Below are 23,275 nucleotides of genomic sequence, written 5' to 3' on the forward strand. Positions count from 1 at the left end.
GGGGCGTTTTGGCCTGATTTTATGCCATTCCCGGCTCAAAGGTGCCAAGTTGTTCAAGACGGGCTGTCAACTTTTCATACATGGCAGGAGCCAGCGCCTCGGCACGCAGGTTAAAATCAAATTCATCGGCCGGCAGTTCTGTATTTAGCCGCTTAAGGGCATTGCTCAGTTTTTTTCTGCGCTGGTTGAACGCCATCCGAACCACTGTTTTCAGATGATCGTCGCTGCAGGCAAGGCTGGGTTTGTTGAACCGAAGCTGAACAACGGCGCTCATTACATTTGGCGGAGGGGAAAAAACCTGCGGCGGCACATCAAACAATATTTCAGGTGTACACATCAGCTGTGTCTGAACGCTGAGAATCCCGTACGTTTTATTTTTCGGCTCGGCCACAATTCGCTCGGCCACTTCTTTCTGCATCATCAGTGTTGCGGTTTCGAGGTGCGAACGATAATGGAGCAGTGAAAAGAGAATCTGGCTGGTAATGTAATAGGGCAGGTTCCCAATTACATGAACAGGCCGGGTATTGTCAGACAAGACATCCGACCAGTCTACTTTCAGAATATCATTTTTGATGATATGCAGATCTGGCAGGGTTTGCTGCAGATGCTCCACCATCACCGGGTCGATCTCAATTGCGGTCAGATTTGGATACACTTCAACCAGCTGCTCCGTAAGCGCGCCGTCGCCTGGACCAATCTCCACAACCCGATCTTCCGGCTCTGCAGGAATGGAACCGGCGATTTTTGAAATCATATGTTTATCGCGTAAAAAATGCTGACCAAGGCTCTTCTTTTTACGGGGTTGATGATTCATGAGCTGAGTTTAGGTAGAGAATTATTTTTTTGATAGTTTATCCGGTTCTGTCTCAAAGGTACGAAGTCTGCAAGTATCACAAAGAGTTTGTTGCAAATTATCTCTGAATGTGATTGCCACTTATTTTGATCTAAAATTCTCCTATTTTCCACCCCACACTTGCAACTCAACCCTTTTTATGTAGTTTACAGGGTTGTTTTCTATCAGAAACAAAATCTTCACTAACCGACCGCATTACCCAGCCTCATGGAACTTAATCCACTTGATACAGAGCAGATCGGAATTCAGACGCTTGAAAAAAGCCTCATGAAATCTTCAACCAGCCGGTCGCTGAAAATTGGACTTCCAAAAGAGATCTCAAATGATGAACGGCGGGTTTCGCTCACTCCCGGGGGCGTATCCACCTTGGTGGCCAACGGTCATGATGTATGGATCGAAAAAAACGCGGGAATTGACGCCCACTTCTCCGACCAGGAATACGCTGATGCCGGCGCTGAAATTTCGTACAGCGCGGAAGAGCTATTCAGCCAGTCTGATCTTATAGCCAAAGTGGCTCCTCCCACAATGAACGAGCAGGAGTGGATGAAACCAAATCAAATCCTGGTTTCTGCCCTGCATCTGGGTCACACTCGATATGAATTCCTGAAAAACCTGATCGAAAAAGGTGTATGTGCGATCGGGTACGAATTTATAAAAGGAAAAGATAATGAATTCCCGATCGTGCGGATGATGCATGAAATAACCGGATCGATGGCGGTTCAGATTTCCACTCACTACCTGGAAAACAACAGCGACGGGCAGGGAATTATGCTTGGCGGAATATCGGGCGTGCCCCCGGCAACCGTTGTGATTCTGGGCGCCGGAATTACGGGCGAATATGCTGCGCGAACAGCTCTCGGCTACGGTGCACAGGTTTTTGTGATGGACAATGACCTCGCAGCGCTTCGCCGGCTCGAAAATGCTCTCGATCGACGGATTGTTACCGCAACGGCCAATCACCACTATCTCACCAAAGCGATGGGATTTGCCGATGTTGTGATCGGTGCTGCAATGACCGAAGGAGACCGTGCACCGTGCTGGGTTACGGAAGAAATGGTTCAGAAAATGAAACCGGGAAGCGTGGTTGTCGATGCAGTAATAGACCAGGGCGGATGCATCTCAACGAGCGAGCCAACTACACATTCAAACCCCGTGTTTACAAAGTATGATGTAATTCACTACTGCGTGCCGAACATACCATCAAATGTAGCGCGAACCGCAACCTACGCACTAAACAATGTTTTGGTGCCGTACGTACTGGAACTCGGATCCGCGGCCACCATACATGAATGTCTCTGGCACCATTCTGCTCTCCGTAACGGCACTTATATTTACAAAAAACATCTCACCAAAAAATCACTCGCCAAACTTTTTGATATCCCCTACCGCGAAATCGATATGCTGATCGCTTCACAAATTTAAAGCGGCAACCATCGCTATGTTCAAAAATCTTTATTCGCTTCCAGCTTATTTATCGACAACCGTTTTCCTTCTTTTTCTCTTTCCTGCATTAACCCTGTCGCAGGATCTGCAGCGATACGATTTTCAATCCCGCCATATGGGTTCTCAGGTTCAGATTATGCTCTATTCTGCATCGGAAGAAGAAGCTGAAAACGCGGCGAATTCTGCGTTTGACCGTATTGAAGAGATCAATCAGAGCATGAGTGATTATATTGATGAGAGTGAGCTAAACCGGCTATCGCGATTGTCGGGTTCAGGAGAGTGGATGGAAATCAGCCCCTCTTTTTTTGATGTATTGAAAATGTCGGTGTGGATATCCCGTAAAACCGACGGGCTGTTTGATGTAACGATCGGCCCGATGACGCATACCTGGCGATACATTCGCAGGCTGCCTGATCCGGAACTTCCTGACAAAGACGAAATCAAATCAATGCAAAAACGGGTTGGGTTTCACCACATCGAACTGGATGAAGAAAATTTATCGGCTCGTCTGATGGCTGACAATATGCAGCTCGATTTTGGCGGCATTGCCAAAGGTTATGCAGCGGAAGAAGCGGTTCGTGTGATCAACTCTTATGGAATCCATTCCGTATTGGTGGATGCCGGCGGAGATATCAGCGCTGGAGATCCACCGCCCGGACGCTCCGCCTGGGATGTTGCCGTCCCAAAGGGCGGGATCAGCGAAACATCCGATTACATAACTCTGAGTCTGTCAGGCAAAACCCTCACCACGTCCGGCGATATGTACCAGTTTATGGAAATTGACGGCACACGCTACTCCCACATTATCAATCCAAAAACCGGGATCGGGTCTGCTGATCAGATTCAAGCTACGGTTATATCATCCAACGGAATGTATGCTGATGCGTTCGCTTCGGTACTTACCATGATGGCCCCGGAAGATGGAATTGAGCTGATTGAAAAATTTGAAGAAACAGAAGCGATTCTCTTTATGGAAGAGAATGGTGAGATCCGGGAGTGGCGCACATCGGGGATTTCTGAAATTTTGAAATAAACTACCTCGCTGCAAGCAGACGAGGTATCAACTTAAAACCCATTACTTTTTTTCAATATGGAGTTTATTCAGGAGTGCCCCCCCCCTTCCCCCGCAGGGATTCCTTCGGAAGAAGGGGGCAATGGGGGATGATATTTTGTGCTTATGCATCAAGTTTTGAACCATGCACGATTAGGATGATCATCCCCCTGCTCACTCCGTTCGCTCTCCCCCTTCGAAGGGGGACTCAATCACGAGCCTTTGCAATTCTTTTCACATTTCCGGTGTTTAGTTTTACAACTCTCTAATCTAATGAGGACGACTCACGCCGGGCACCGGAACAGGATAATATCCGTTCTCATCCGGAAGTACGGGTGGTTCCATATCCCATGCTACATAATCCGGCATCAGCTGCGCATCGGAATTCATCGCCTCCTCCCATGTTATCATTTGGCCGGAATACGTGGCCATTCGTCCCATGATTGCCGCAAGCGTTGTTTTCGCCCCGTAATCAATATCATCAATAACCTCTCCGCTGCGAATGGCAGCAAATAGCTCATCATGCTCCTGCTGGTACGGGTTCGGATCATTCATTCCGTCATGGTCGAAGTGTACGGTTCCGTCTCTGCCGCGGATCTCCGCCCGGTTGTTAAAATCCACATAGATATTGGACCGGGTTCCCTGAAAGTTTTCTGCCACTCTTGAAAACGTATTCTGCTGATGACGGCATTGTGCTGAAATCACGGCACCACCGGGATATGTATACTCTACGAAGTGGTGATCGAAAATCTGGCCAAATTTTTTGTCGGTTCTTACTTCGCGGCCGCCCATCCCCTGTGCGGTTTCGGGATATTCACCGATATACCAGTTAGCCACATCAATATTGTGGATATTCTGCTCAAGGATATGATCTCCGGCCAGCCATGTGAAGTAAAACCAGTTTCTGACCTGGTATTCAACTTCGCCCATGTCGGCTTCCCGCTCACGAACCCACACGCCGCCATCATTCCAGTAAACCTGACCGGAAACAATATCACCCGCGATTCCATCCTGAAGCCGCTTGTACGTTTCCCGGTAATTGTTCTGATATCTGCGCTGCAAACCAAGCACCATGTTCAGATTCTTTTCCCTCGCCTCTTTTGCCGCCTCAAGAACGCGCCGTACTCCCGGAGCATCGGTTGCCACCGGCTTTTCGATGAACATATGTTTGCCTGCTTTTACAGCTTCTTCAAAGTGTGCCGGCCTGAACCCTGGAGGGGCAGTTAAAATGACAACATCAGCCAGTGCGGTTGCTTCTTTGTAGGAATCAAAGCCTGTGAATTTATGCTCTTCGGGAACATCCAGGCGGCCGGTTTCAAGGTGATGCTGAGAAAGTGCATCATAACATTGGTCAATCCGATCTCTGAACAGATCCGCGAGTGCCACGATTTTCACTCCTGGATCCGCATTCAGTGCCTGATTTGCAGCCCCGGTTCCCCTTCCTCCGCACCCGATAACCGCAACTTTAAGCGTGTCATTACCGGCTGCGTATGCCGAAACACCCACTGGTAAACTGCCGAGCAGAAGCCCGCCGCCAGCAAACAGTGATGTCTTTTTTACAAAGTCTTTTCTTGAAATATTGGTGCTCCAAAGGTTTTTATTTTCCATATGCTTGATTGTTTTTTAGTTGTAATATTTAATAATAATCCTGAATCGCATCAATCCAGTATCTCTCCATCTCTTCAACCGATTCCGGCTGGTCTTTTGGCTTTACGACTCTGAACCCGATGAAAGGAGCATTAGTATGCCACCACAAACTTTTAGGGAGCTGTGGATCATTCATTTTCCACCTCGGGTTGGATGCACGCCGGTTCAGACAGCTCGCCGCTTCAGCGCCATCTGTCCACGATCCGCCTCTTGCAGCCCGCGGATAGAGTTCATCAGGAATAAACAATGGGTTGATTGCGGGGTCTCCCTCAAGCCGGTCAAAATAATCATCATGGTATTGATCTGTTGTCCATTCAGCCACGTTGCCCAACATATTATAGATACCAAATGCATTTGGCTCTTTACTGTCAACTTTGCCGTAACTCCTGTTGCTGTTCCCCCTGTGTATGGCGTAATTATCGAGATTCTCGGGTGGCTGATACGCTTCATTATCTCCTGCACGGCAGGCATACTCCCATTCAGCTTCCGTTGGCAGCCTGTAGAATTCTCCCGTTTTTACGGTAAGCCATTTTGTGAACATTACTGCCGCATAGTGCGTCATGTTGATTGCAGGATATCCGTCAGCTCCCATTCCAAGCGTTAAATCCCCGTAAGCAGGTGATGGAGTGGAGATCACGTCTGCGGGAATATCCGCTTCTCTCAGCACTTCAAGTACATCGTCTGTCAATGTTGGAGAGGAAATAGCATCAGCATCTATATCCACACCATAAAAAACCTGATAGAGCTCTCTTCGGATATTCTCAATTGATTCGTTTGCAAACAGATTGTACTGATTCCATGTAATTTCGTATTTGCTCATCCAGAATGGATCAACCTGTACGGAATACCCATCTTCTTGCTCGCCAGCCCCCATCAAAAATGTACCGCCGGGAACCGGTACCAGCTCAATAGATTCTGACTCCCCAGGTATGCTCTTCGTTACAGGTGTGAATTCTTCAGATGAAGTAACTGAATCAGACATCCCGTCAGAATCAGTTTGTACAGAATCAGCTGGCGTTTGATTTGAAACAGTAGCACACGAGAGAAAAATTACCGTTAAGAGAACAGTAAGATGAATGGATTTCCCACGGAAAGAAAAAAATGATACAAGTGTTCTAAGGGAGATTATTGTTTTCATAATTGTACAACCCTTTACGTTTATTCAAGCACAGCTATTTTACCGGCAATCTCTTGATTAACCTGTTTCTATCAAGATAAATTTTTAGAGTGAATATTTTATTAAGGCGGGTATGAATTCTCTGAAATAATCTTCACTGAATTCGAGAATCGGGTTTCTCCCCCACTGGAATTCAAAATGAAATATTTGTATCGATACTCACTCTCTTAAAGACAGTAGATTAGATTGATAGGATAGAACAGTTTCATGAATTAAATCGCAGATGACCTTATTCATCAACGCTGACTGCAGAGGACACTCTGTTTTTGATCAGTTCTCCATCTTCATCCCACTCTCTGTAGAGACCTGCATGCGGATTATTTTCAAAATGTGATTCGGCTTTTAATTCGCCGTTCATATACCACGTCCGGGCTATCCCCTGCTCTCCGTCATCTTTTAGAAGTATTTCCATTCGGAGCTGACCATCTTCATACCAGGTTCTCGTGAAATAAGGATTGCTCGCGACTACCGGGGTTCCGTTTTCATGCCAGACATGGAATTCCGTTTGATTGTTGTAGTTCCCTTCATACACAACCATCATCTGCGGCTTCCCATCCGGCCAGTATTGCGTATGATAATACAATCCATCAGCTATAGAATAATCGGCATACAGAGTACCATCCTTCAGCCGGATCACTCCATCCGTAATCAAACCGTCAGAAAATGTCAGGTCGGCACGCAGATTACCATTTCTATAGTTCCTTGACCGTTTACCGTTTATCTTTTTGCCGTCACTATCTATATAGATTCCTTCATCCTCGGAAAGATTAATTTCCGGAAATATATCAACCAGCTGAACTCTGTCCCGTTCCTCTGAAAAAATGCTGCAGGAGGAAAACAGCATCAATAAAAAAAGTATATAGATTGAACCTTTCACGATGGCTCCCTGTTTTTTTCTCTTTACTATACTATAACTATCGGTCAGAATATCAGGATCTTAACCATCTGCCTGTTTTTCCATAGAAACGATTATAACCATGTTTACAAATGAGCTATAAAATTGCAGCTGTAACCGGTGCAAATTCAGGGATTGGAAAAATCACATCACAAGCACTTCTGAATGAAGGATATCGCGTGGTAATGATTTGCCGAAACCTTGATAAAGCGGAGACGGCCAGAAAAGAAATTATTGAGAAAACCGGCAATGACCGTGCCGATATTTTGATTTGTGATTTGAGTGAGATGAGCCAGATTCGTGAAACTGCAGCCAAAATCAGGCAAAGGTACGACAGGCTCGACCGCCTTGTGAACAACGCCGGATTTCTGCCGGATGATAAGCGAAAGGAGAGTCCGGACGGCATCGAGCTGACGGTTGCAGTAAACCACCTCGGCTATTTTCTGCTGACCCGCGAGCTGATGCCGCTGCTGGAGAAGACGCCACAATCGAGAATCATGAATGTGGCTTCTGAGGCTCATCGCTATGGTGAGTTTGATCCGAAAAATATCCAGCTTACGGAAAGGTACTCCGCCTCAAAAGCGTATGGAAACTCCAAGCTTTTCAACATTATGTTTACGCATCACCTGAATAAAAAGTTGGAGGGTAAGGATATCACAACTTACAGCCTGCATCCCGGCGTGGTGAACACCAACTTCGCTGCTGAATCGGATTCCTGGTTCGCAAAGCTATTCAATCTCGGCCGGTTTTTCATGAAATCCCCGGAACAGGGCGCTCAAACGACGATATACCTCTGCACGGAGCCGGGAATTGAGAATCTTTCGGGCCGATATTTCAACAACTCAAAGCCCGCAAAACCGCAAAAAGATGTTGCCTTGGATGATGAGGCGTGTAAGAGATTGTGGAAGATGAGTGAGGAGATGGTTGGGTAATTTGTTGCAAACAATGGATTAACAACTATCAAAATAAACCATAGTGAAGAATCCTTTGATTTGACGATCTGCACACCCATCGGAACCTATTTCAAAACTTCAATGAGATCATCACCGAGGGTGTATTTATTGTCCTTCCAAACCCGGGGCGATGCCCCGAGAGACCTCCAAGGTTTTTAAAACCTTGGAGGTCTTATTAAATCAACTTTCCAACTTCCAAAAATAACTCGTCACACCCGCCATACCATAAAACAGCAGTCCCAGCAGAATGACGTTGGTGAACCCGAATGACATCGAGAGGATGATCGCCAGCGGGGCGGCGGCTACAGAAGCGAAGCCATCCACCCCCCACGCCCAGGGAATCAGGCTGCCGTCCGATTTTTCGAGAATGTGTACGCCGCTGGGAAACATCCACCCAAAAAAGAATGAGACCGGCATCAGCAGCAGTATGGTAATGAGAAACCTCCAGGCCGTACCCGCCCCGATAAAAAGCTGAAGCAGCGGATCGACGGTCAGCAGGTAGATCAGCGTAATACCGATGATGGAACCCGCGGCGATCCGCATTCTCCGGCCCGGCTCCATCCCCAGCTTTTTCTGCACACCGCTCCCGATACCCGAAAAGACCAGGATCGACGACAAGATCGCGGCCACACTGAAAATCGGATCACCCAGGAAGAGGGTGAAGGTCTGGATGAAGGTCATTTCGATAAACATAAATCCGGTGCCGATGCAAAAAAAGTAGATGAGTGTGGGCAGCTTGTTATTTGTGCCTTTGTAGTATTTTCTACGAAACAGTAACGGAGCAATAATCAGCAGAAAGCCGACTATCGAAAGCTGCAGAAACGTAATGACCAGGATCACATACCCGAGCTCCAGCCGCTGAAACCACTGATCGCCGTAGGTTTCCAGGAACCGGTCGAGCGAGCTCCATTTGAAGAAATCCTGGAAATAGGGGCTGTCGTCTGTGGAGGACCGAACCTGATAGGCCCAGTCGTCGTAAAATGCATCCGCATCATCAAACAGTATCCGGTTAATGGCGTGATGAATGTACGAGTAGTTCGTTTCGTCGGGGCCATCAATGATGTTGATTTGATCGATCTCTTCGCTGACAATTCCGGGATAAAACTCACGATCGAGCTGTAGTTGACGCGCTTCCTCAACAAAACGCTCCACGCGTTCCGGCGTGATTGGGCTTTTGGTGAGCAGCGTGTTTGCCGCCAGGTAGTTGCGGCTGATAAAAAGATGCTCTTCAGGCCGGTCACTGCTGAAATTCAGAACGGCATCGCGGAATATAGAAAAGATCTTGAGGTTGTCTCTCGGAGGGGACTGAATCTCGCGTGTGATGCTGATCATTCCATCCGGACTCAGCCGGTCGCGCGCCCGGGCGATCGATTCAACGGTGAGCAGGTAATCCTCGCTGAGCCCCTGGAGCCCGCCGCTGCCTGTGGTCAGCACTTCGCCCTGCACAAGCTGGATCAGATCAAAAGTTTGATCGGTCTGTTCCAGAAAAAGCCTCGGGTTTTGTGCGATCACCTCTACCTGTTCATCCCGGTAGATCGAGCCTCCCAGATCAGCAAGATCGTTTTCGATTAGATCCACAAGCTGCGGATTGTTCTGAACCACCGTGATTCTTTCGGCTCCCATCCGTTTTGCCATCCAGACGTTCACTCCGCCAGTTTCACCGAGCAGCAGTACATGCGGATCATCCAGCAGGCGATAGGGAAGCGACTGCGGGGTGAAATCCATGATAGCGGCTTCTTCGGGATCATCAATTGAGAAAATCGCGCCGGTAAGCTGACCGTCCAGCATCAGAGCAAGCTGATCAGGCGGCGTAGTTGTTGCCATTGCGCCGGCAAACAGGGTATGATGAAATGTAGGTGAGGCGTAAACATTGATCTGTCCGCGCGGTCCAAAACGTTCCTGAATCTGCTCGGCATCACCCTGCCGTTCAAGCTGTTGGAAATGGGCAAGAGCTTTGTATTGATCGATCGAGTGCGGAGGCGCAATCAAAACGGCTGCAAGCGTTGCAACCGCGCCAATCGATCCGATGATGACATCCCGCGCGTGATTTTTTCCGGGTTCGAATCGAACGGAGAGCCAAAAGCAGACCATCGACAAAAACGCCACCGGGGTGATCATTACCGGAAGTTTAAACGCGGGCACGAGAAACATCAGCCCGATGGCAAACACACCGCCGGCACCACTCCCAATCAGGTTGGCCGCGTAGAGCTCCGGCACCTCCCGCTTGAAATAGGAGATCATAAACCCAACGATGGTACCGCCAAAAAAGAACGGAATAAACAGAAGCACATTATAGGTAACCAGCAGCATGATCTGCTCACCGCTATGGAGCAGGTACTGCGTATCGAGCGGCAGGGATTGGGTGATCCAATAAGTGATGGGAATGGAGAGGGTAAATCCCAGGAAAAAGAGTAGGTTCCAGAGTTCGAACCGGGATTTCAGTTTGTCATAAAACAGCGCCAGGAATGTACCGCTTGCGCCAAACCCGAGCAGGGCCGTGCTGATAATCAAATAGGAAAAATGGTAGTAATGCGTAACCGACATCGCCCGCATAATCATCAGCTGCAGCGCAATAATCGCAACCGATACAAAGAAGACCGATGCGGCGGACCAGTAGTTGTAAAAGGGTTGGCTGTTTTTCATTCTTGTAAAATAGAATCAACTACAGTATATAACGTTATGAATACGATTTTGAAAATTTTGGTTGGACAGGTAATTTTATTGAGATTTAACGGATGATGCTATGAGTACAAAAGAGCTATTTAATGAAGCAATGAAGCTAAAGCCAAAGGAACGTGCTTTGCTGGTAGAAAACCTTATTAAAAGTCTTGACCAGCCGGATAAAGAGCTGGATGAAATATGGGCGGATGAATCAGAAAGAAGACTCCGGGCATATAGAGAAGGGGAACTCGAGGGAGTACCAATGGATGATATTTTTAAGGAATCGTGAAGCAAGTTAGGTTCTCAAAATTCGCAGTATTAGAGCTTTATGACGCTGTAGATTACTATAATCAAGAGTATCCCGGGCTGGGAGACAGGTTTAAAATTGAAATCAAAAAAGCTGCCGAAAGAATTTCTGAGTATCCCACATCTTGGTCTGTTGAAAAAGGAGACGTCAGAAAATATCTAATGCACAAATTCCCTTACAAACTATTGTATTCGATAGAAGAAGATCATCTGTTCATTATCGCAATTGCCCATCAGCACCGCAGACCTGATTATTGGGTTGATAGATAAATAATTATCCCCCCTTCCTTGTCACGCTGCTTTTCGTGACAGGGAAGGGGTCGGGGGATGGGTCAATCCTGCGCCTCGCCCGTCATCGGCACAAACCGCACCGGCAGCATCCGTTCCGTGCGAACTTGTCCGTCTTCTGTCTTGGTCACTTTCATAAGAGTTTGCGTCTGGTAGGGACTCCCGATGGGGATCGCCATAATTCCACCCGGTTTGAGCTGATCCATAAGGGGTGAGGGAATATGTCCCGGCGCGGCCGTTACAATGATTTTATCGAATGGAGCGTGCTCTTCCCAGCCGTAATAGCCATCGCCGACTTTAGTTTCGATGGTATGATATCCCAGCTCTTCATATCGATTTGCCGAGAGCTCACCAAGCGGTTCGATAATTTCAATTGAGAAAACGTGCGGCGTAAGTTCTGACAGTACCGCTGCGTGATAACCGCTGCCCGTTCCGATTTCCAATACTTTATCGCCCGGCTCGATCTCCAGCATCTCCGACATGTAAGCTACAATATATGGCTGAGAAATGGTTTGTCCGTGGCCAATGGGAAGCGGGTTGTTTTGATACGCTTGCCGCTCCTGACTCTCATCAACAAACCGGTGGCGTGGTACATTACGCATCGCTTCAATGACGGCTTCATCCCGAATATCCTGCCCGATGATTCCGGCCTGAACAAGGTTGTTCCGCTCCTCTTCATACTCAGAAAACCGGGGGCGATCCCACTCTACGGTATCTGCCTTGGTATACGTGATTGAAATCTCCGTGTATATCGCAGACTTGGCAGCTTCATCTCCTGACGGGCCTGATGCCAGTGATATAGAACTTATTCCAAAGGCTAAACTGATCAGCAAAAAAGCAATGTTTTTCATAACTGCATCCATAAATCTTGATGTGTATTAATCAGATGATTAAACCATGTAACGAGATAAATCAGCTGATCTTTCATTTAATCAGCATCTTCTCCATAAACAACGTCCGGGGATCTCCCTCAGAAAATCCAAATCGCTCGTAAAGATTCTTCGCCCTGTTATCTTCCCGTACTTCAAGCGTGACCTTACAGCATTTCTCTTCCTTCGCCCTTCGTTCAATTGCTCCCAGCAGGGCCTCACCGATTCCATTTCCGCGATATTTGGCCCTTACAACAAGGTCGTGTACGTTCAGTACTTTGGACGCATAAAACGTTGAAAATCCAAATACACAATTGGCAATACCAGCCGGCTCATCGTCCATAAACGCGACGAAATGAATGGAGTTCTTGAATTCTTTTAATTTCTTTATCAGAGATGATTTCACATCATCAGGCAAAGGGTGCCCCATCCCCATCGGATCTCTCGCATATTCATCGGTGATTATCAAAATCGCCTGGCAGTGGGTTTCATTATCCAGGTCGGCTGTTTTAATGGTAAGTTTTTTCATGGTTACTTGTACTTTAATGCCATTTTTAAAGAAATATGTCAAATTGCCGAAAAAAAAGTATTGCGCTTAACTTCCCGGTGCTCAATTAGCGGCGGTATTCTATGAAAGAACACACTTCATAAGGCATTGTTAATGTTCGGCAATCCAGCTATTTATAAACAACATAAAATTACAGAACGGAACAAACAGATACATATTCCGGTACCTGATTTTTTTAGTTAATCACAGATTCATCCAGTATGAAATTTATTGGTTACAGTTTTCTTTCCACATTTATTGCCATTTTTGTATTCATAAGCTGTAATGATCAGACTACCGGTACAGATTCGGATACTAACGGCGATTCGGGAAATGGCCCCCACCCTTCGCAGTTTAATCACACACTATCGCCGGGTAGCTCAAACGAGGCGTTTATTACCGACACTGATTTTGATCAGCTTATCGTTGAGGTTCAATATATGCCGGGTTCAGCACCAACAAATGGATCTCTGGATAACCTGAAAGAGTTCCTTGAAACACATCTCGATAAAGCATCTGTTATTCTCCTCGATCCCGTTGAGATTCCATCCGGAGGACAGGATGCCTATTCGGCCGAAGATGTGAGAGACCTTGAAAAACAGCATCGTGAACAGTTTACTGATGGATCAACACTGGCATCCTACGCAATTTTTCTTGACGGGGAATTCAGTACAAGGAATGTGCTTGGCATCGCCTACTATAATACATCAACTGCCTATTTTGCTGAAACAATTCACAGGATAAGCGGAGGGATAGGGCAGCCGTCACGTTCAGCGATTGAATCCACTGTTTTCAATCATGAATACGGCCACCTGATGGGGCTGGTTAACAATGGAACTGATATGCAGCACGATCACCATGATAGTGATAACGGTGCGCATTGCACGGTAGAAGAGTGCCTGATGTATTTCAGCGTGAACACCACCGATTTCTTTGCGAATCTTTTTGGTGGTTCCGTGCCGGAATTGGATGAATTTTGTGTAGCGGATATTAATGCGCTTAAATAATCCGGTATAAGTTTTTTAATCCTGCTTGTATTTATGCAGATTCTCTGCCCCTACTTTCTCCTCGGCCTGGCTGAGGGCGTAGGCGCTTTCGAAGAGGACAATCGGGTTTTCATCCATATCCCGCGTGATATGGGTGGAGTAGCTGTTTTCCAGTTTAGCGGCGACTTCATCCGCATTTTTGTTAGACAGCCATCTTGCCGCATGATATGATACACCCTGCTGATGGAGTTCCACGCCATATTCAGCACTCATCCTGTGTTCCACAACTTCAAACTGCAGCGCGCCAACCGTTCCGAGCAAAAGTTCGTTACCCACACCATTCGGTACTTCAAAAACGTGCACCACACCCTCTTCCGCAAGCTGTTTCAACCCTTCCCGAAGCTGTTTTCTTTTGAACGGATCCTTGGTGGATACCTTCATAAAATGTTCCGGAGTAAAGAGAGGTATGACGTTAAAGTTCACGGGTTCATCAGCGTGAATCGTAGAACCAATTTTGAAAAAACCGGGATTGAACAGGGAAACAATATCCCCGGGATAGGCTTCGTCCATGATATGTCGCTCATCCCCCATTAGGGTGTGGGGTGTTGACATCTTAATCTTTTTTCCTGTACCTGTGTGGGTGACTTCAAGTCCGCGTTCAAAACGCCCGGAAGTAACCCTGATAAAAGCAGCGCAGTCTCTGTGATCGGGATTCATATTAGCCTGAAGCTTGAAGATAAACCCGCTGAACGGCTGTTCAATCTTCCGCGGAGTACCGGTTTCATCTTCATATTGCTGCGGGGTAGGTGCCAGCTTTTCGAAATAGTTCAAAAATACATCAAGCCCGAAATTGTGCAGGGCTGATCCAAAAAATACCGGCGATGCTTTCCCAATTTTAAAAGCATCCCGATCCATACTGCTGAACATATCTTCAATCAGCAAGATTTCTTCTTCTACCTCTGCCTTTTCTGATTCGGACAGAGTGCACTTTGCGAGGCCTTCTTCAAGGTTATAAATTTCAGTTTTTGCTTTCTTTGCTCCATGCTCTTCCTTCACATAAAGATGCATCTCTTTTCCAATCAGGTCATAAATTCCCTGAAATTTCTGTCCATAACCAACCGGCCAGCTTGCGGGGATTGCCTCAATACCGAGCTTGTTTTCTATATTACTCAATATTTCGAGCGGCTCCATCCCGGGACGATCGCACTTATTCACAAACGTAATAACGGGCACCTGACGCAATTTGCAGACCTCAAATAGTTTTTCAGTCTGGTCCTCGACACCTTTCGCAACGTCAATCACCATCAGGCCGGAATCAGCTGCTACCAGTGTTCGTAATGTATCCTCAGAAAAATCTTTGTGACCGGGTGTATCAAGCAGATTGTACCGGATTCCATCTTTTTCAAAACGCAATACGGAAGATGTAACAGAAATCCCCCTCTCTTTCTCGATAGACATCCAATCAGATGCAGCATGCCGGGTTGCTTTACGCTGACGGATAGAACCCGCCTCGTGTATGGCCCCGCCATATAGTAGTAGCTTTTCTGTTAATGTAGTTTTACCGGCATCAGGGTGGGAAATAATAGCGAAGGTTCTGCGCTGCTTTGCCTCGCCAACAATCTGATCTGCAATGGTTGCTGTTTCTGCTTTAGCCATGATAATATCTTAAAAATGTTAAGCCTTCAATATACGTTTTTTTCATGGATATTTCACCAATAGCGTAATGGTCCGGCAACCCCGCCAAATAACCTGTATTATTTTTTGATATAATAACTGTTTAATAGCAAAACTGATTTCATATAAATAAAATTGGATTATTTCGGAACAATATCTCAAATAAACCCTTTATAGTAAGTGAACAATGTGCGTGAACAGCGCTTTGCAATTATAATTACTACAAATCCCAACAGAATAGATCATTATGAAAACTTTGAAGAAAGCTTCCTCGGTATTTTCAATTTTCGCCCTCATGTTTGCTTTTGCATTTACAGCAAATATTGCTCAAGCGCAGGACGGGAACGTAGTTGATGTTATTAATTCAAGTGACGATCATACCATTTTTGCTTCTTTGCTTGAAGAGTCAAACCTTGATGATGCTATTTCAGATCAAGGCCCCTTTACAATTATTGCACCCAATGATGAAGCTTTTGAAGCGATGGGAGAAGAACTGGACCAGTTGAGAGCCGACCCTGATATGCTTCAAAATATGTTGATTGGACATCTTTTCCAGGGTGAAAACACTGCAGAGGATGTAGAACCTGCACTTGGCGTGGAGATTATCGAAGGTGATATTCCCGCTTCCAATGGATTAGTGCATGTGACAAATGAAGTGCTGAATTAAATAGCCTTCATCATTAAATTTGAGAAAGTCGCTCCCGGTCTATTCCGGGGCGGCTTTTTTTTATGTCTGGATTTATTGGATCAAAACAATCCAAGTTGCTCGTTTTGTCGTTCCTTCGGAAATTTTTGCAACGGCTCTAACTCCACAAACCCTGAAAGCAGCCTGTGAAATTCCTTAGCAATCGCGGGTGCATGCAGAGTATCCGGCGCATGAATAAATATATATGGATGAAGCCCGTCATTAATCCAGTCCGCAGTGATTATCGCCCACTCTTTCAGCCAGGTCTCATTATTTAACACATCGTTTGCGCCAACATAACGCACAAACGGTCGGGAGCTGCTTGCATCAAACCGAACCGGTGTTTTTGGTTTTTTCTTCTGTGCCTCCCTGATGCTCTCATCACCTCCCTGAATAGAGTGCAGTTTTCGAGTATCGAATGTAACACGATCTATTGAGTTGGCTTTTAGAAGTTCAAACAGCCGCCGCTCTTTATCTCCTTTATCGTAAAAATCTTCGTGCCTCACTTCAACTGCATATTTTAAGTGAGGGGGTAAAAATTCACATAACGCCTCAAGTTTCGAAAATTCTTTAAATGAAAATTGCGAACTCAGCTGGATGTGGAAAGGCCCGAGTTTGCCCCGAATGGGTTCAAACAGCTCCAGAAATTCCATGACATCCTGCTCCACTCCGCTCAGCCTTTTGTAGTGTGTGATACCCTGTGGAAACTTGAAGCAGAATTTAAAGCCATCCGGCACCTGGGAAGCCCACTTCAATACGGTTTCTTCTTCGGGCACCCGATAGAATGTTGTATTTCCTTCCACGCTGTTAAAAACAGAGGAATATTGTTTTAAAAACTGGCTCTGGGCGACATCATCCGTATAAAAAGTGCCTTTCCACTCTTTCAAACCCCACTGTGTGAGCCCCAGGTGATATTTAGTTATTGCCATAATCTGCCTCGTTTAGGGATTTTGCCCGTCATTTTATAAGAGATCTGTTTTATTTAATTACATAATTAAATTCAATACCGTCCAAAACATTCAGAAAATTCATCAAATATCTTCGTTTATGTTCATTCGGAATAGATATTTTTATAGATCGAAAATCGATCCCCTGCTTTTTTATCGCAGAGTTATGAGGATGAATTCGCTGAATCCCGAAGATTTTCTGTGTATATCTGCGCATTTTTGCGGTAAACTCAACGATAATCTGCGAAAAGAAGAACAGATCGTATTCAGGGTTTCAAACTTCTTTCAAATTCATATATCGTTTTGGACAGTTGTGATTTAAGTTTTCTCTTCATACAAAACCATCCGTTTGTATTCATCATTTCTACTTCTATATTTCACGCTGCTTCAGATTAATATACAATCTGATCATAACATTCGCCCGTTCAGGACTGATCCACAAAATTCGCCGGTACACCAATGCCTTTTAGTTCACTCGATTATCTCGTTATTATTGCCTACATCCTCCTGATGGTCGTGGTGGGTTACTACTCGCAAAAGCGTGGACAGAAAACACTTCAGGACTATTTTACCGGCGGGAAAAACCTGCCCTGGTGGCTGATTGGAATATCAATGGTTGCCACCACATTCGCTGCTGATACTCCGCTGGCCGTTACCGGTATTATTGCCAGCGACGGAATTGCCGGCAACTGGATCTGGTGGAACTTCATGTTTTCCGGCCTCATCACGGTTTTTCTATATGCAAAGTTGTGGAAACGTGCCGATGTGATTACCGATGTTGAGTTTATTTCCATCCGGTACTCCGGAAAACCGGCCCGTATTTTACGTGGCTTTCGATCGCTTTACCTTGCATTCCCGATCAACTGCATCATCCTTGGGTGGGTTACGGTTGGAATGGCCAAAATCCTGACTGTCTTGACCGGCGCCGGCCAATGGGAAATTATTCTTGGAATGTACCTGCTGATCGGGATTTATATCGCTTTTTCCGGAATTTGGGGTGTGATTATCACGGATTTCATCCAGTTTATCATTGCCATGGGCGGCTCTATTCTGCTCGCTTATTATGCTGTCAGCCACATCGGCGGACTCGATCAGCTTCAGGCGGAGCTTACCAGTCTCTTCGGCAGCGATCACTCCATGCTCTCCATCAACCCGCTTACCAGTCCCGATATTGCCATTGCAACAGCTCTGGTTTGGGTTGGAATGATGTGGTGGGCTTCATGGTATCCGGGTTCGGAACCCGGCGGCGGAGGATACATTGCCCAGCGGATGTTCTCTGCCAAAGATGAAAAAAATGCAGTAGGCGGAACACTTCTTTTCAATGTTGCACACTTTGCGCTCCGTCCCTGGCCGTGGATTTTGGTTGCACTTGTTGCAATGGTTGTATATCCCAACCTGAATGATCCCGAAACCGGCTACCCGCTGCTGATGCTCAAACTGCTGCCCTCCGGCCTTCTTGGACTTTTGGCCGTTGCTTTTCTGGCGGCATTTGTATCCACCGTTTCCACACACCTTAACTGGGGAGCGTCCTACGTAGTGAACGATTTTTATAAACCCTTTCTGAAACCGGAAGAGCAATTTGAATCAGAGGAGCAGGCACAAAAACACTACGTTCGTGTTTCACGGTGGACCACCATGCTGATGATGGTAGCGGCCGTGGGTGTATCCCTTCTGTTTGATACGGTACGGGGCGGATGGGAGGCCATTCTCTCTATTGGTGCGGGAACCGGCCTTGTATACATGCTCCGGTGGTTCTGGTGGCGGATCAATGCCTGGAGTGAAATATCCGCAATGGCTGCTGCCGCTACAGGGTTTGCCTTAACCAAGCTCCTGGGATATGATGATTTTGCCCAGCAAATGATCTTCACAACTATTTTTGCAACAGTGGTTTGGATAACCGTCACATTTTTAACCAAACCGGATGATGAAGTTACGCTTCAAAAATTCTTCGATCGGGTGAAACCCGGCGGGCCGGGCTGGAAACGGTTTATGACTCGCGGCGAAGCCACCTACTCGCTATTGCCGGGTATCGGTTTTGCAGCTGTAAGTGCCGTTTCTATCATTGCACTGCTATTTGGAATGGGGCAAATCTTTTTCGAGTCAATGGCGCTCGGTCTGGGCTGTTTTGTGGCAGGAATTGGCGGTATCTGGTACGTAGTACAAAAGATTTAATCCGCCTGTTCAGATGATTTTTCGGTAAGAACCCTGTTACCAAATTCAAGAAGTTTACCCACCGTATCCATAAATTTTTCGCCAAATCTCTCTTTTAACTCATTCACGGTTTCAGCGTAAACAACCGACATTTTATCTGATCTTTCAACCCCTTTATCGGTTAGCTTTACGGCTACTTCCCGGCCGGTACGCTCTTTTTCTACAAGATTTTGCTTTGCCAGTTTTTCAATAAAACGTGTGATGGTTGATGGAGCAAGAGAAAGATTTTCGGCAAGTTGCTTTTGAGTCTGTCCGCCTCCTCTCTTCAGCAGTAGAATCAGCTCAACATACGATGTTGCCATCCCGAACTCACTCAGTTTTTCATCAAAATATGCGGTCAGATTTCTCGAAAATGTGTTGGCTTCACTGTGGAAAGTATTCATGAGAGTTACAATAGGTTATTGTATATACAAGTTTAATAAGCAAAAGAAATGGGAATTAGTCAATTCTGTTTCCATTTGGGGATTCAAATCCCGATCTTCATGAAACCTATTTGTAACTATGTATAAAGTTCAGCTTAAAAATTTCGAGGGACCGCTCGACCTCCTGCTCTTTTTTATCAAGCGGGACGAGCTTAACATCTACGACATCCCTATCTCACACATCACCCGGGAATTTCTCGAATACATCCGGATCATGGAAGAGCTCGACCTCGAAGTTGCCAGCGAGTTTATCTATATGGCCAGCCTGCTTATGTCCATCAAAGCAAGGATGATGCTTCCCCAGGAAAATGAGGAGGATGAAGAGCTGGATGAACACGACCCCAGGTATGAACTGGTTCAAAAACTGCTTGAATACAAGCGGTATAAGGAGATGGCCGAAAAACTCACCATTATTGATGAGGAGACCCGTCAAAAATATTTTCGCGGTTATAAAGACGGTGACACTGTTGAAGCACAGGCATCCGGCGAAGCGTTGAAGGATGTAACCATTTTTGATCTGATGAGCGCCTTTCGGAACGTCCTCAGCGACATCAAAAAACAGAACGTTTACCACCGGGTTGAAAAGGTAGAAACCACTATAGAAGAGCAGAGCGAATATGTTCAGGACCTGTTGCGGGAACGTGGCAAAACATCCTTTCGCACGATTTGTACAGAAGTGGGCAAGCGTATCCTGATTGTTGTTATTTTTCTGGCCGTTTTAGAACTTCTCAAAGAGCAGCAGATTAACCTGTTTGTTGAAGATGATCCAACTGATTTTTATATAGACCTGAAACCTGTGGAAGAGATTATTGGCTCTGACACCCAAAATGAAAATGTATCATATGAATAATAAGCGGTTCACACTATCAATACTCATTATCTTATTCATCTTACATGGATGTGCCGGCACCGGTGAGCTTCAGGAGGCGGATGAACATACCTTAGACGATTTTATTTCGTATTCAGAAACCATCACACCGGATTACCTGCGATCCCACCTCGAAGTTATTGCACACGATTCCCTCCAGGGCAGGGATACAGGAACAGAAGGTGAGCGAGCAGCTGCCCGGTACATCATAGATCAGTATGAACGGCTTGGAATAGCGACCAAAGGAACCAATGGAACCTACCTTCAGCCATTTATGCTGAATGCTGAACGAACAGACAGCCTGGTCTACGAAGTTTTTCAGGTAGAAAATTCGGATACGCTGGTTCACACCCGATCCGTGGTTGCCAACAACTCTCCGGGGGATTTTATACGGTTGTTTGGCGGAGCAAGTCCCTTGAAAGGTGAAATTATTTTTGGCGGCTTTGGCGTAGACGATACTTTAAGAGGCGTAAATCACCTGAACCCGGAACTTATGATGGATAAATGGGTGCTGATTTTTGCCGATTTCCCAACCGTTGTAGCTGGCGACACGCTCATCAATCCCGCTATAACCAATAATCAAAGAGTTGGCAATCTTTTCGGAGAAGTCGATGCAGGCGGTGTTCTTGTGGTTTCTGCGAGTGAAAGCAGCCAGTTCAAGGAAGCTGCTGATTTAAATTCACGTCTGATCGATCAGCCTAACAACATGCGCCTTCAGTATCTCGACGACTCATCTGCGCAGGGAGGCTTTCCAAAATCTTACACCCAGGTAAGTCCTGAACTTGCAGTTGAAATACTGGGGTTGAACTCAACCAGGGAGCTGTTCACTTTGCGCAAACAGATTGCTGATAACATCACGGAATTTGAACCTGAAGCCACCGGCTACCACCTGGAGTATATTCCCTACGACGGAACCGTTGAAATTAAGTCAAATAATGTAATCGCCTACATCGAAGGGAGCGACCCCTCCCTGAAAGATGAAGCTATAGTTTTGCTGGCGCATTACGACCATATCGGCCTTTCCATGCCGGATGCCCGGGGGGATATTATCAACAACGGAGCTGATGATAACGGCAGCGGAACTGTTGCACTGCTTGCGGTTGCCGAAGCTCTGCAAAATGCTAAAAATGACGGGTTCGGGCTCGACAGAAGCGTGCTGTTTCTGCATGTAAGTGCCGAAGAGAAAGGACTTCTCGGCTCACGATACTACTCTGATCACCCGGTGATTCCCATTGATCAGACCGTTACGGCATTTAACGCTGATATGATCGGCAGAAGCGACCCGGAGAATATTGAAGCCGGCACAACCGATTACGTCTATCTGATAGGCGGCGAGATCATCTCCTCTGAACTGGACAGCCTGGTGACGGTTTCGAATGAAAAGTCAACCAATATGCGGCTGGACCGAAAGTATAACGACCTGACAGACTCAAATCAGTTCTACCGAAGAAGCGACCACTGGAACTTCGGCCGCCTGAATGTGCCGTTTGTCTTTTTCTTTACCGGCGTACATGAGGATTACCATGCCCCCGGTGACGAGGTAGACAAAATTGAATTTGATAAATATTCCCGAATTGTGCAGCTTATCTATGCTTCAACGGTAAATGTTGCCAATTATGAAAAGCGTCCCGAAGTGGACAATGAAGAGTTTTTAAACATTACGCGGCAAATGCCGCGATAACGCAAATCCGGTTTAATGAAACAGCTACTTCTCTTTTGTTTGATTGCTATCCTGGCACCGCTCTCTATCCCGGAGCGGTCGTCAGCTCAAACGAGCCAGGAAGGGAGCTCCCTTCTGCCAGATCCCGGTGTGGTATCCTACACCTTCAGAAATCAATTCTCTGAAGATGTGCCCGGAACCCTGGATATGATTCAGGAAATGGGGTTTACTAACATCGAATTCTCAGCGCTGTTTGGCAAATCTGCTGAGGAGATCCGGATGCTGCTGGATGCACGCGATATGATATGCACCTCGTACGGTGTAGGGTACGACCGGCTAATGGATGAACCCGAAGAAGTTGCTGCTGAAGCCGAAATTCTTGGCGCTGAATTTGTCCGGGTTGCCTGGATCCCCCACAGCGCCCCTTTCGATATCGATGATGCTAAACGGGCTATAAGTGAATTTGAGTCAGCCGGAAAAATATTGCGCGAAAAAGGAATCCGGCTCAATTATCACAATCATGGGTATGAATTTCGCCCATACGAAGACGGTACTCTTTTCGATTATATGGTTCAGAACAGCAATCCCGATTACCTGAATTTTGAACTCGATACATTTTGGGTTGCCCACCCCGGCCACGATCCTGTGGAACTTTTAAAAACCTACCCGGATCGATTCAATCTTGTACATCTCAAAGATCTGGCGAAAGATGCAGAGCATGACTATTCCGGCCGTGCTCCTTCGCATTATGATGTACCTCTGGGAACCGGACAGATTGACTTTCATTCCTTCCTGATTGCCGCCGAAAACTCTGCCATCGAGCATTTCTACATCGAAGATGAGACGGAAGATGTAGTGAACCGTGTTCCGAAAAGCCGGGAGTATATTATTGGGTTAAGCAAATAGCCTCATCCGCTGACTTCCCGTCATTGGATGAGTAGATAGGGCAAGATATTACTCTGTCAGCTTATGCAAATGGATAATGTAAAGGCCGGACAATTCACCGGATGGAGCGAATTCATCCGTTGAAAATTTGCACCAAACATGCCCGTCGATTCATCAATGACACGACAGTAGCTCTGTTTTTCACAGATTATCGCTTACATATCGTGGATAAATATTGACACGCCCT

Annotated in this window: 21 protein-coding genes; 11 read left to right on the top strand and 10 right to left on the bottom strand. The window is 46.3% G+C overall.

Annotated elements, in window-relative coordinates; all coding sequences use genetic code 11:
* Positions 1-19: 19 nt before the first annotated feature.
* A complete protein-coding gene (rsmA, locus tag DYD21_RS03555; RefSeq protein WP_116032477.1) occupies positions 20-814 on the bottom strand; it encodes a 16S rRNA (adenine(1518)-N(6)/adenine(1519)-N(6))-dimethyltransferase RsmA in 795 nt (264 codons plus the stop codon).
* Positions 815-1,060: 246 nt separating this feature from the next.
* Between rsmA and DYD21_RS03560 the strand changes: the two genes are divergently transcribed.
* Entirely contained in the window at positions 1,061-2,275 is a 1,215-nt protein-coding gene (locus DYD21_RS03560) for an alanine dehydrogenase (RefSeq protein WP_116032481.1), read from the top strand.
* Between the two features lie 16 nt (positions 2,276-2,291).
* Complete coding sequence (locus DYD21_RS03565) at positions 2,292-3,329, top strand: FAD:protein FMN transferase (RefSeq protein ID WP_116032484.1); 1,038 nt, start codon at positions 2,292-2,294, stop codon at positions 3,327-3,329.
* 288 nt (positions 3,330-3,617) lie between these two features.
* Here DYD21_RS03565 and DYD21_RS03570 read toward each other — a convergent pair whose 3' ends face one another.
* From DYD21_RS03570 to DYD21_RS03580, 3 genes are all read right to left on the bottom strand, one after another.
* Positions 3,618-4,955, bottom strand: a complete 1,338-nt coding sequence (locus tag DYD21_RS03570; RefSeq protein WP_116032488.1) for a Gfo/Idh/MocA family protein — start codon at positions 4,953-4,955, stop codon at positions 3,618-3,620.
* A 28-nt stretch (positions 4,956-4,983) separates the two neighbouring features.
* Positions 4,984-5,976 carry an SUMF1/EgtB/PvdO family nonheme iron enzyme gene (locus DYD21_RS03575; RefSeq protein WP_158551396.1) on the bottom strand — a complete coding sequence of 331 codons (993 nt, stop codon included), beginning with the start codon at positions 5,974-5,976 and terminating at the stop codon, positions 4,984-4,986.
* Between the two features lie 424 nt (positions 5,977-6,400).
* Positions 6,401-7,048, bottom strand: a complete 648-nt coding sequence (locus tag DYD21_RS03580) for a toxin-antitoxin system YwqK family antitoxin (RefSeq protein ID WP_147303485.1) — start codon at positions 7,046-7,048, stop codon at positions 6,401-6,403.
* Positions 7,049-7,158: 110 nt separating this feature from the next.
* Here DYD21_RS03580 and DYD21_RS03585 point away from each other — a divergent pair, with 110 nt between their 5' ends.
* Entirely contained in the window at positions 7,159-7,998 is an 840-nt protein-coding gene (locus DYD21_RS03585) for an SDR family oxidoreductase (RefSeq protein WP_116032497.1), read from the top strand.
* Between the two features lie 201 nt (positions 7,999-8,199).
* Here the strand turns inward: DYD21_RS03585 and DYD21_RS03590 are convergent, their stop codons facing one another.
* A complete protein-coding gene (locus tag DYD21_RS03590; protein WP_116032501.1) occupies positions 8,200-10,662 on the bottom strand; it encodes a hypothetical protein in 2,463 nt (820 codons plus the stop codon).
* 100 nt (positions 10,663-10,762) lie between these two features.
* Here DYD21_RS03590 and DYD21_RS03595 point away from each other — a divergent pair, with 100 nt between their 5' ends.
* Together DYD21_RS03595 and DYD21_RS03600 are read left to right on the top strand one after the other, a co-directional pair.
* Positions 10,763-10,969: an addiction module protein gene (locus DYD21_RS03595; protein ID WP_116032505.1), complete on the top strand. Its 207-nt coding sequence runs from the start codon at positions 10,763-10,765 to the stop codon at positions 10,967-10,969.
* Positions 10,966-11,256, top strand: coding sequence for a type II toxin-antitoxin system RelE/ParE family toxin (locus tag DYD21_RS03600; RefSeq protein ID WP_116032509.1), 291 nt, complete (start codon positions 10,966-10,968; stop codon positions 11,254-11,256). The genes DYD21_RS03595 and DYD21_RS03600 overlap by 4 nt, the downstream gene beginning before the upstream one ends.
* A 62-nt stretch (positions 11,257-11,318) precedes the next feature.
* Here DYD21_RS03600 and DYD21_RS03605 read toward each other — a convergent pair whose 3' ends face one another.
* Both DYD21_RS03605 and DYD21_RS03610 read right to left on the bottom strand, forming a co-directional pair.
* Entirely contained in the window at positions 11,319-12,125 is an 807-nt protein-coding gene (locus tag DYD21_RS03605; protein WP_116033453.1) for a protein-L-isoaspartate(D-aspartate) O-methyltransferase, read from the bottom strand.
* 73 nt (positions 12,126-12,198) lie between these two features.
* Positions 12,199-12,672, bottom strand: coding sequence for an N-acetyltransferase (locus DYD21_RS03610; RefSeq protein WP_116032513.1), 474 nt, complete (start codon positions 12,670-12,672; stop codon positions 12,199-12,201).
* 239 nt (positions 12,673-12,911) lie between these two features.
* On the opposite strand from DYD21_RS03610, the gene DYD21_RS03615 reads away from it, so the two are divergent.
* Entirely contained in the window at positions 12,912-13,697 is a 786-nt protein-coding gene (locus DYD21_RS03615; protein WP_116032516.1) for a hypothetical protein, read from the top strand.
* A 15-nt stretch (positions 13,698-13,712) separates the two neighbouring features.
* Here DYD21_RS03615 and DYD21_RS03620 read toward each other — a convergent pair whose 3' ends face one another.
* On the bottom strand, positions 13,713-15,332 hold the full coding sequence (locus tag DYD21_RS03620; RefSeq protein WP_116032520.1) for a peptide chain release factor 3: 1,620 nt from the start codon (positions 15,330-15,332) through the stop codon (positions 13,713-13,715).
* Positions 15,333-15,597: 265 nt separating this feature from the next.
* Between DYD21_RS03620 and DYD21_RS03625 the strand changes: the two genes are divergently transcribed.
* Positions 15,598-16,017: a fasciclin domain-containing protein gene (locus tag DYD21_RS03625; RefSeq protein ID WP_116032523.1), complete on the top strand. Its 420-nt coding sequence runs from the start codon at positions 15,598-15,600 to the stop codon at positions 16,015-16,017.
* 80 nt (positions 16,018-16,097) lie between these two features.
* Here DYD21_RS03625 and DYD21_RS03630 read toward each other — a convergent pair whose 3' ends face one another.
* Positions 16,098-16,964 (bottom strand): DUF72 domain-containing protein, encoded by an 867-nt coding sequence (locus tag DYD21_RS03630; RefSeq protein WP_116032526.1) that lies wholly within the window; start codon positions 16,962-16,964, stop codon positions 16,098-16,100.
* A gap of 477 nt (positions 16,965-17,441) precedes the next feature.
* Here DYD21_RS03630 and DYD21_RS03640 point away from each other — a divergent pair, with 477 nt between their 5' ends.
* Entirely contained in the window at positions 17,442-19,154 is a 1,713-nt protein-coding gene (locus DYD21_RS03640; protein ID WP_116032533.1) for a sodium:solute symporter family protein, read from the top strand.
* On the opposite strand, the gene DYD21_RS03645 is transcribed toward DYD21_RS03640, so the two are convergent.
* Complete coding sequence (locus DYD21_RS03645) at positions 19,151-19,576, bottom strand: MarR family winged helix-turn-helix transcriptional regulator (protein WP_116032536.1); 426 nt, start codon at positions 19,574-19,576, stop codon at positions 19,151-19,153. The genes DYD21_RS03640 and DYD21_RS03645 overlap by 4 nt on opposite strands.
* Before the next feature lie 118 nt (positions 19,577-19,694).
* Between DYD21_RS03645 and DYD21_RS03650 the strand changes: the two genes are divergently transcribed.
* The 3 genes from DYD21_RS03650 to DYD21_RS03660 are packed head-to-tail and all read left to right on the top strand — an operon-like array spanning position 19,695 to position 23,049.
* The gene (locus DYD21_RS03650) at positions 19,695-20,465 is read left to right on the top strand and encodes a ScpA family protein (protein WP_116032540.1); all 771 of its coding nucleotides are present in this window, start codon (positions 19,695-19,697) and stop codon (positions 20,463-20,465) included.
* Positions 20,458-22,164, top strand: a complete 1,707-nt coding sequence (locus DYD21_RS03655; RefSeq protein ID WP_158551397.1) for a M28 family peptidase — start codon at positions 20,458-20,460, stop codon at positions 22,162-22,164. The genes DYD21_RS03650 and DYD21_RS03655 overlap by 8 nt, the downstream gene beginning before the upstream one ends.
* A gap of 15 nt (positions 22,165-22,179) precedes the next feature.
* On the top strand, positions 22,180-23,049 hold the full coding sequence (locus DYD21_RS03660; protein WP_116032548.1) for a sugar phosphate isomerase/epimerase: 870 nt from the start codon (positions 22,180-22,182) through the stop codon (positions 23,047-23,049).
* Positions 23,050-23,275: the final 226 nt, after the last annotated feature.

Source organism: Rhodohalobacter sp. SW132, assembly GCF_003390325.1.
Taxonomy (GTDB): Bacteria; Bacteroidota; Rhodothermia; order Balneolales; family Balneolaceae; genus SW132.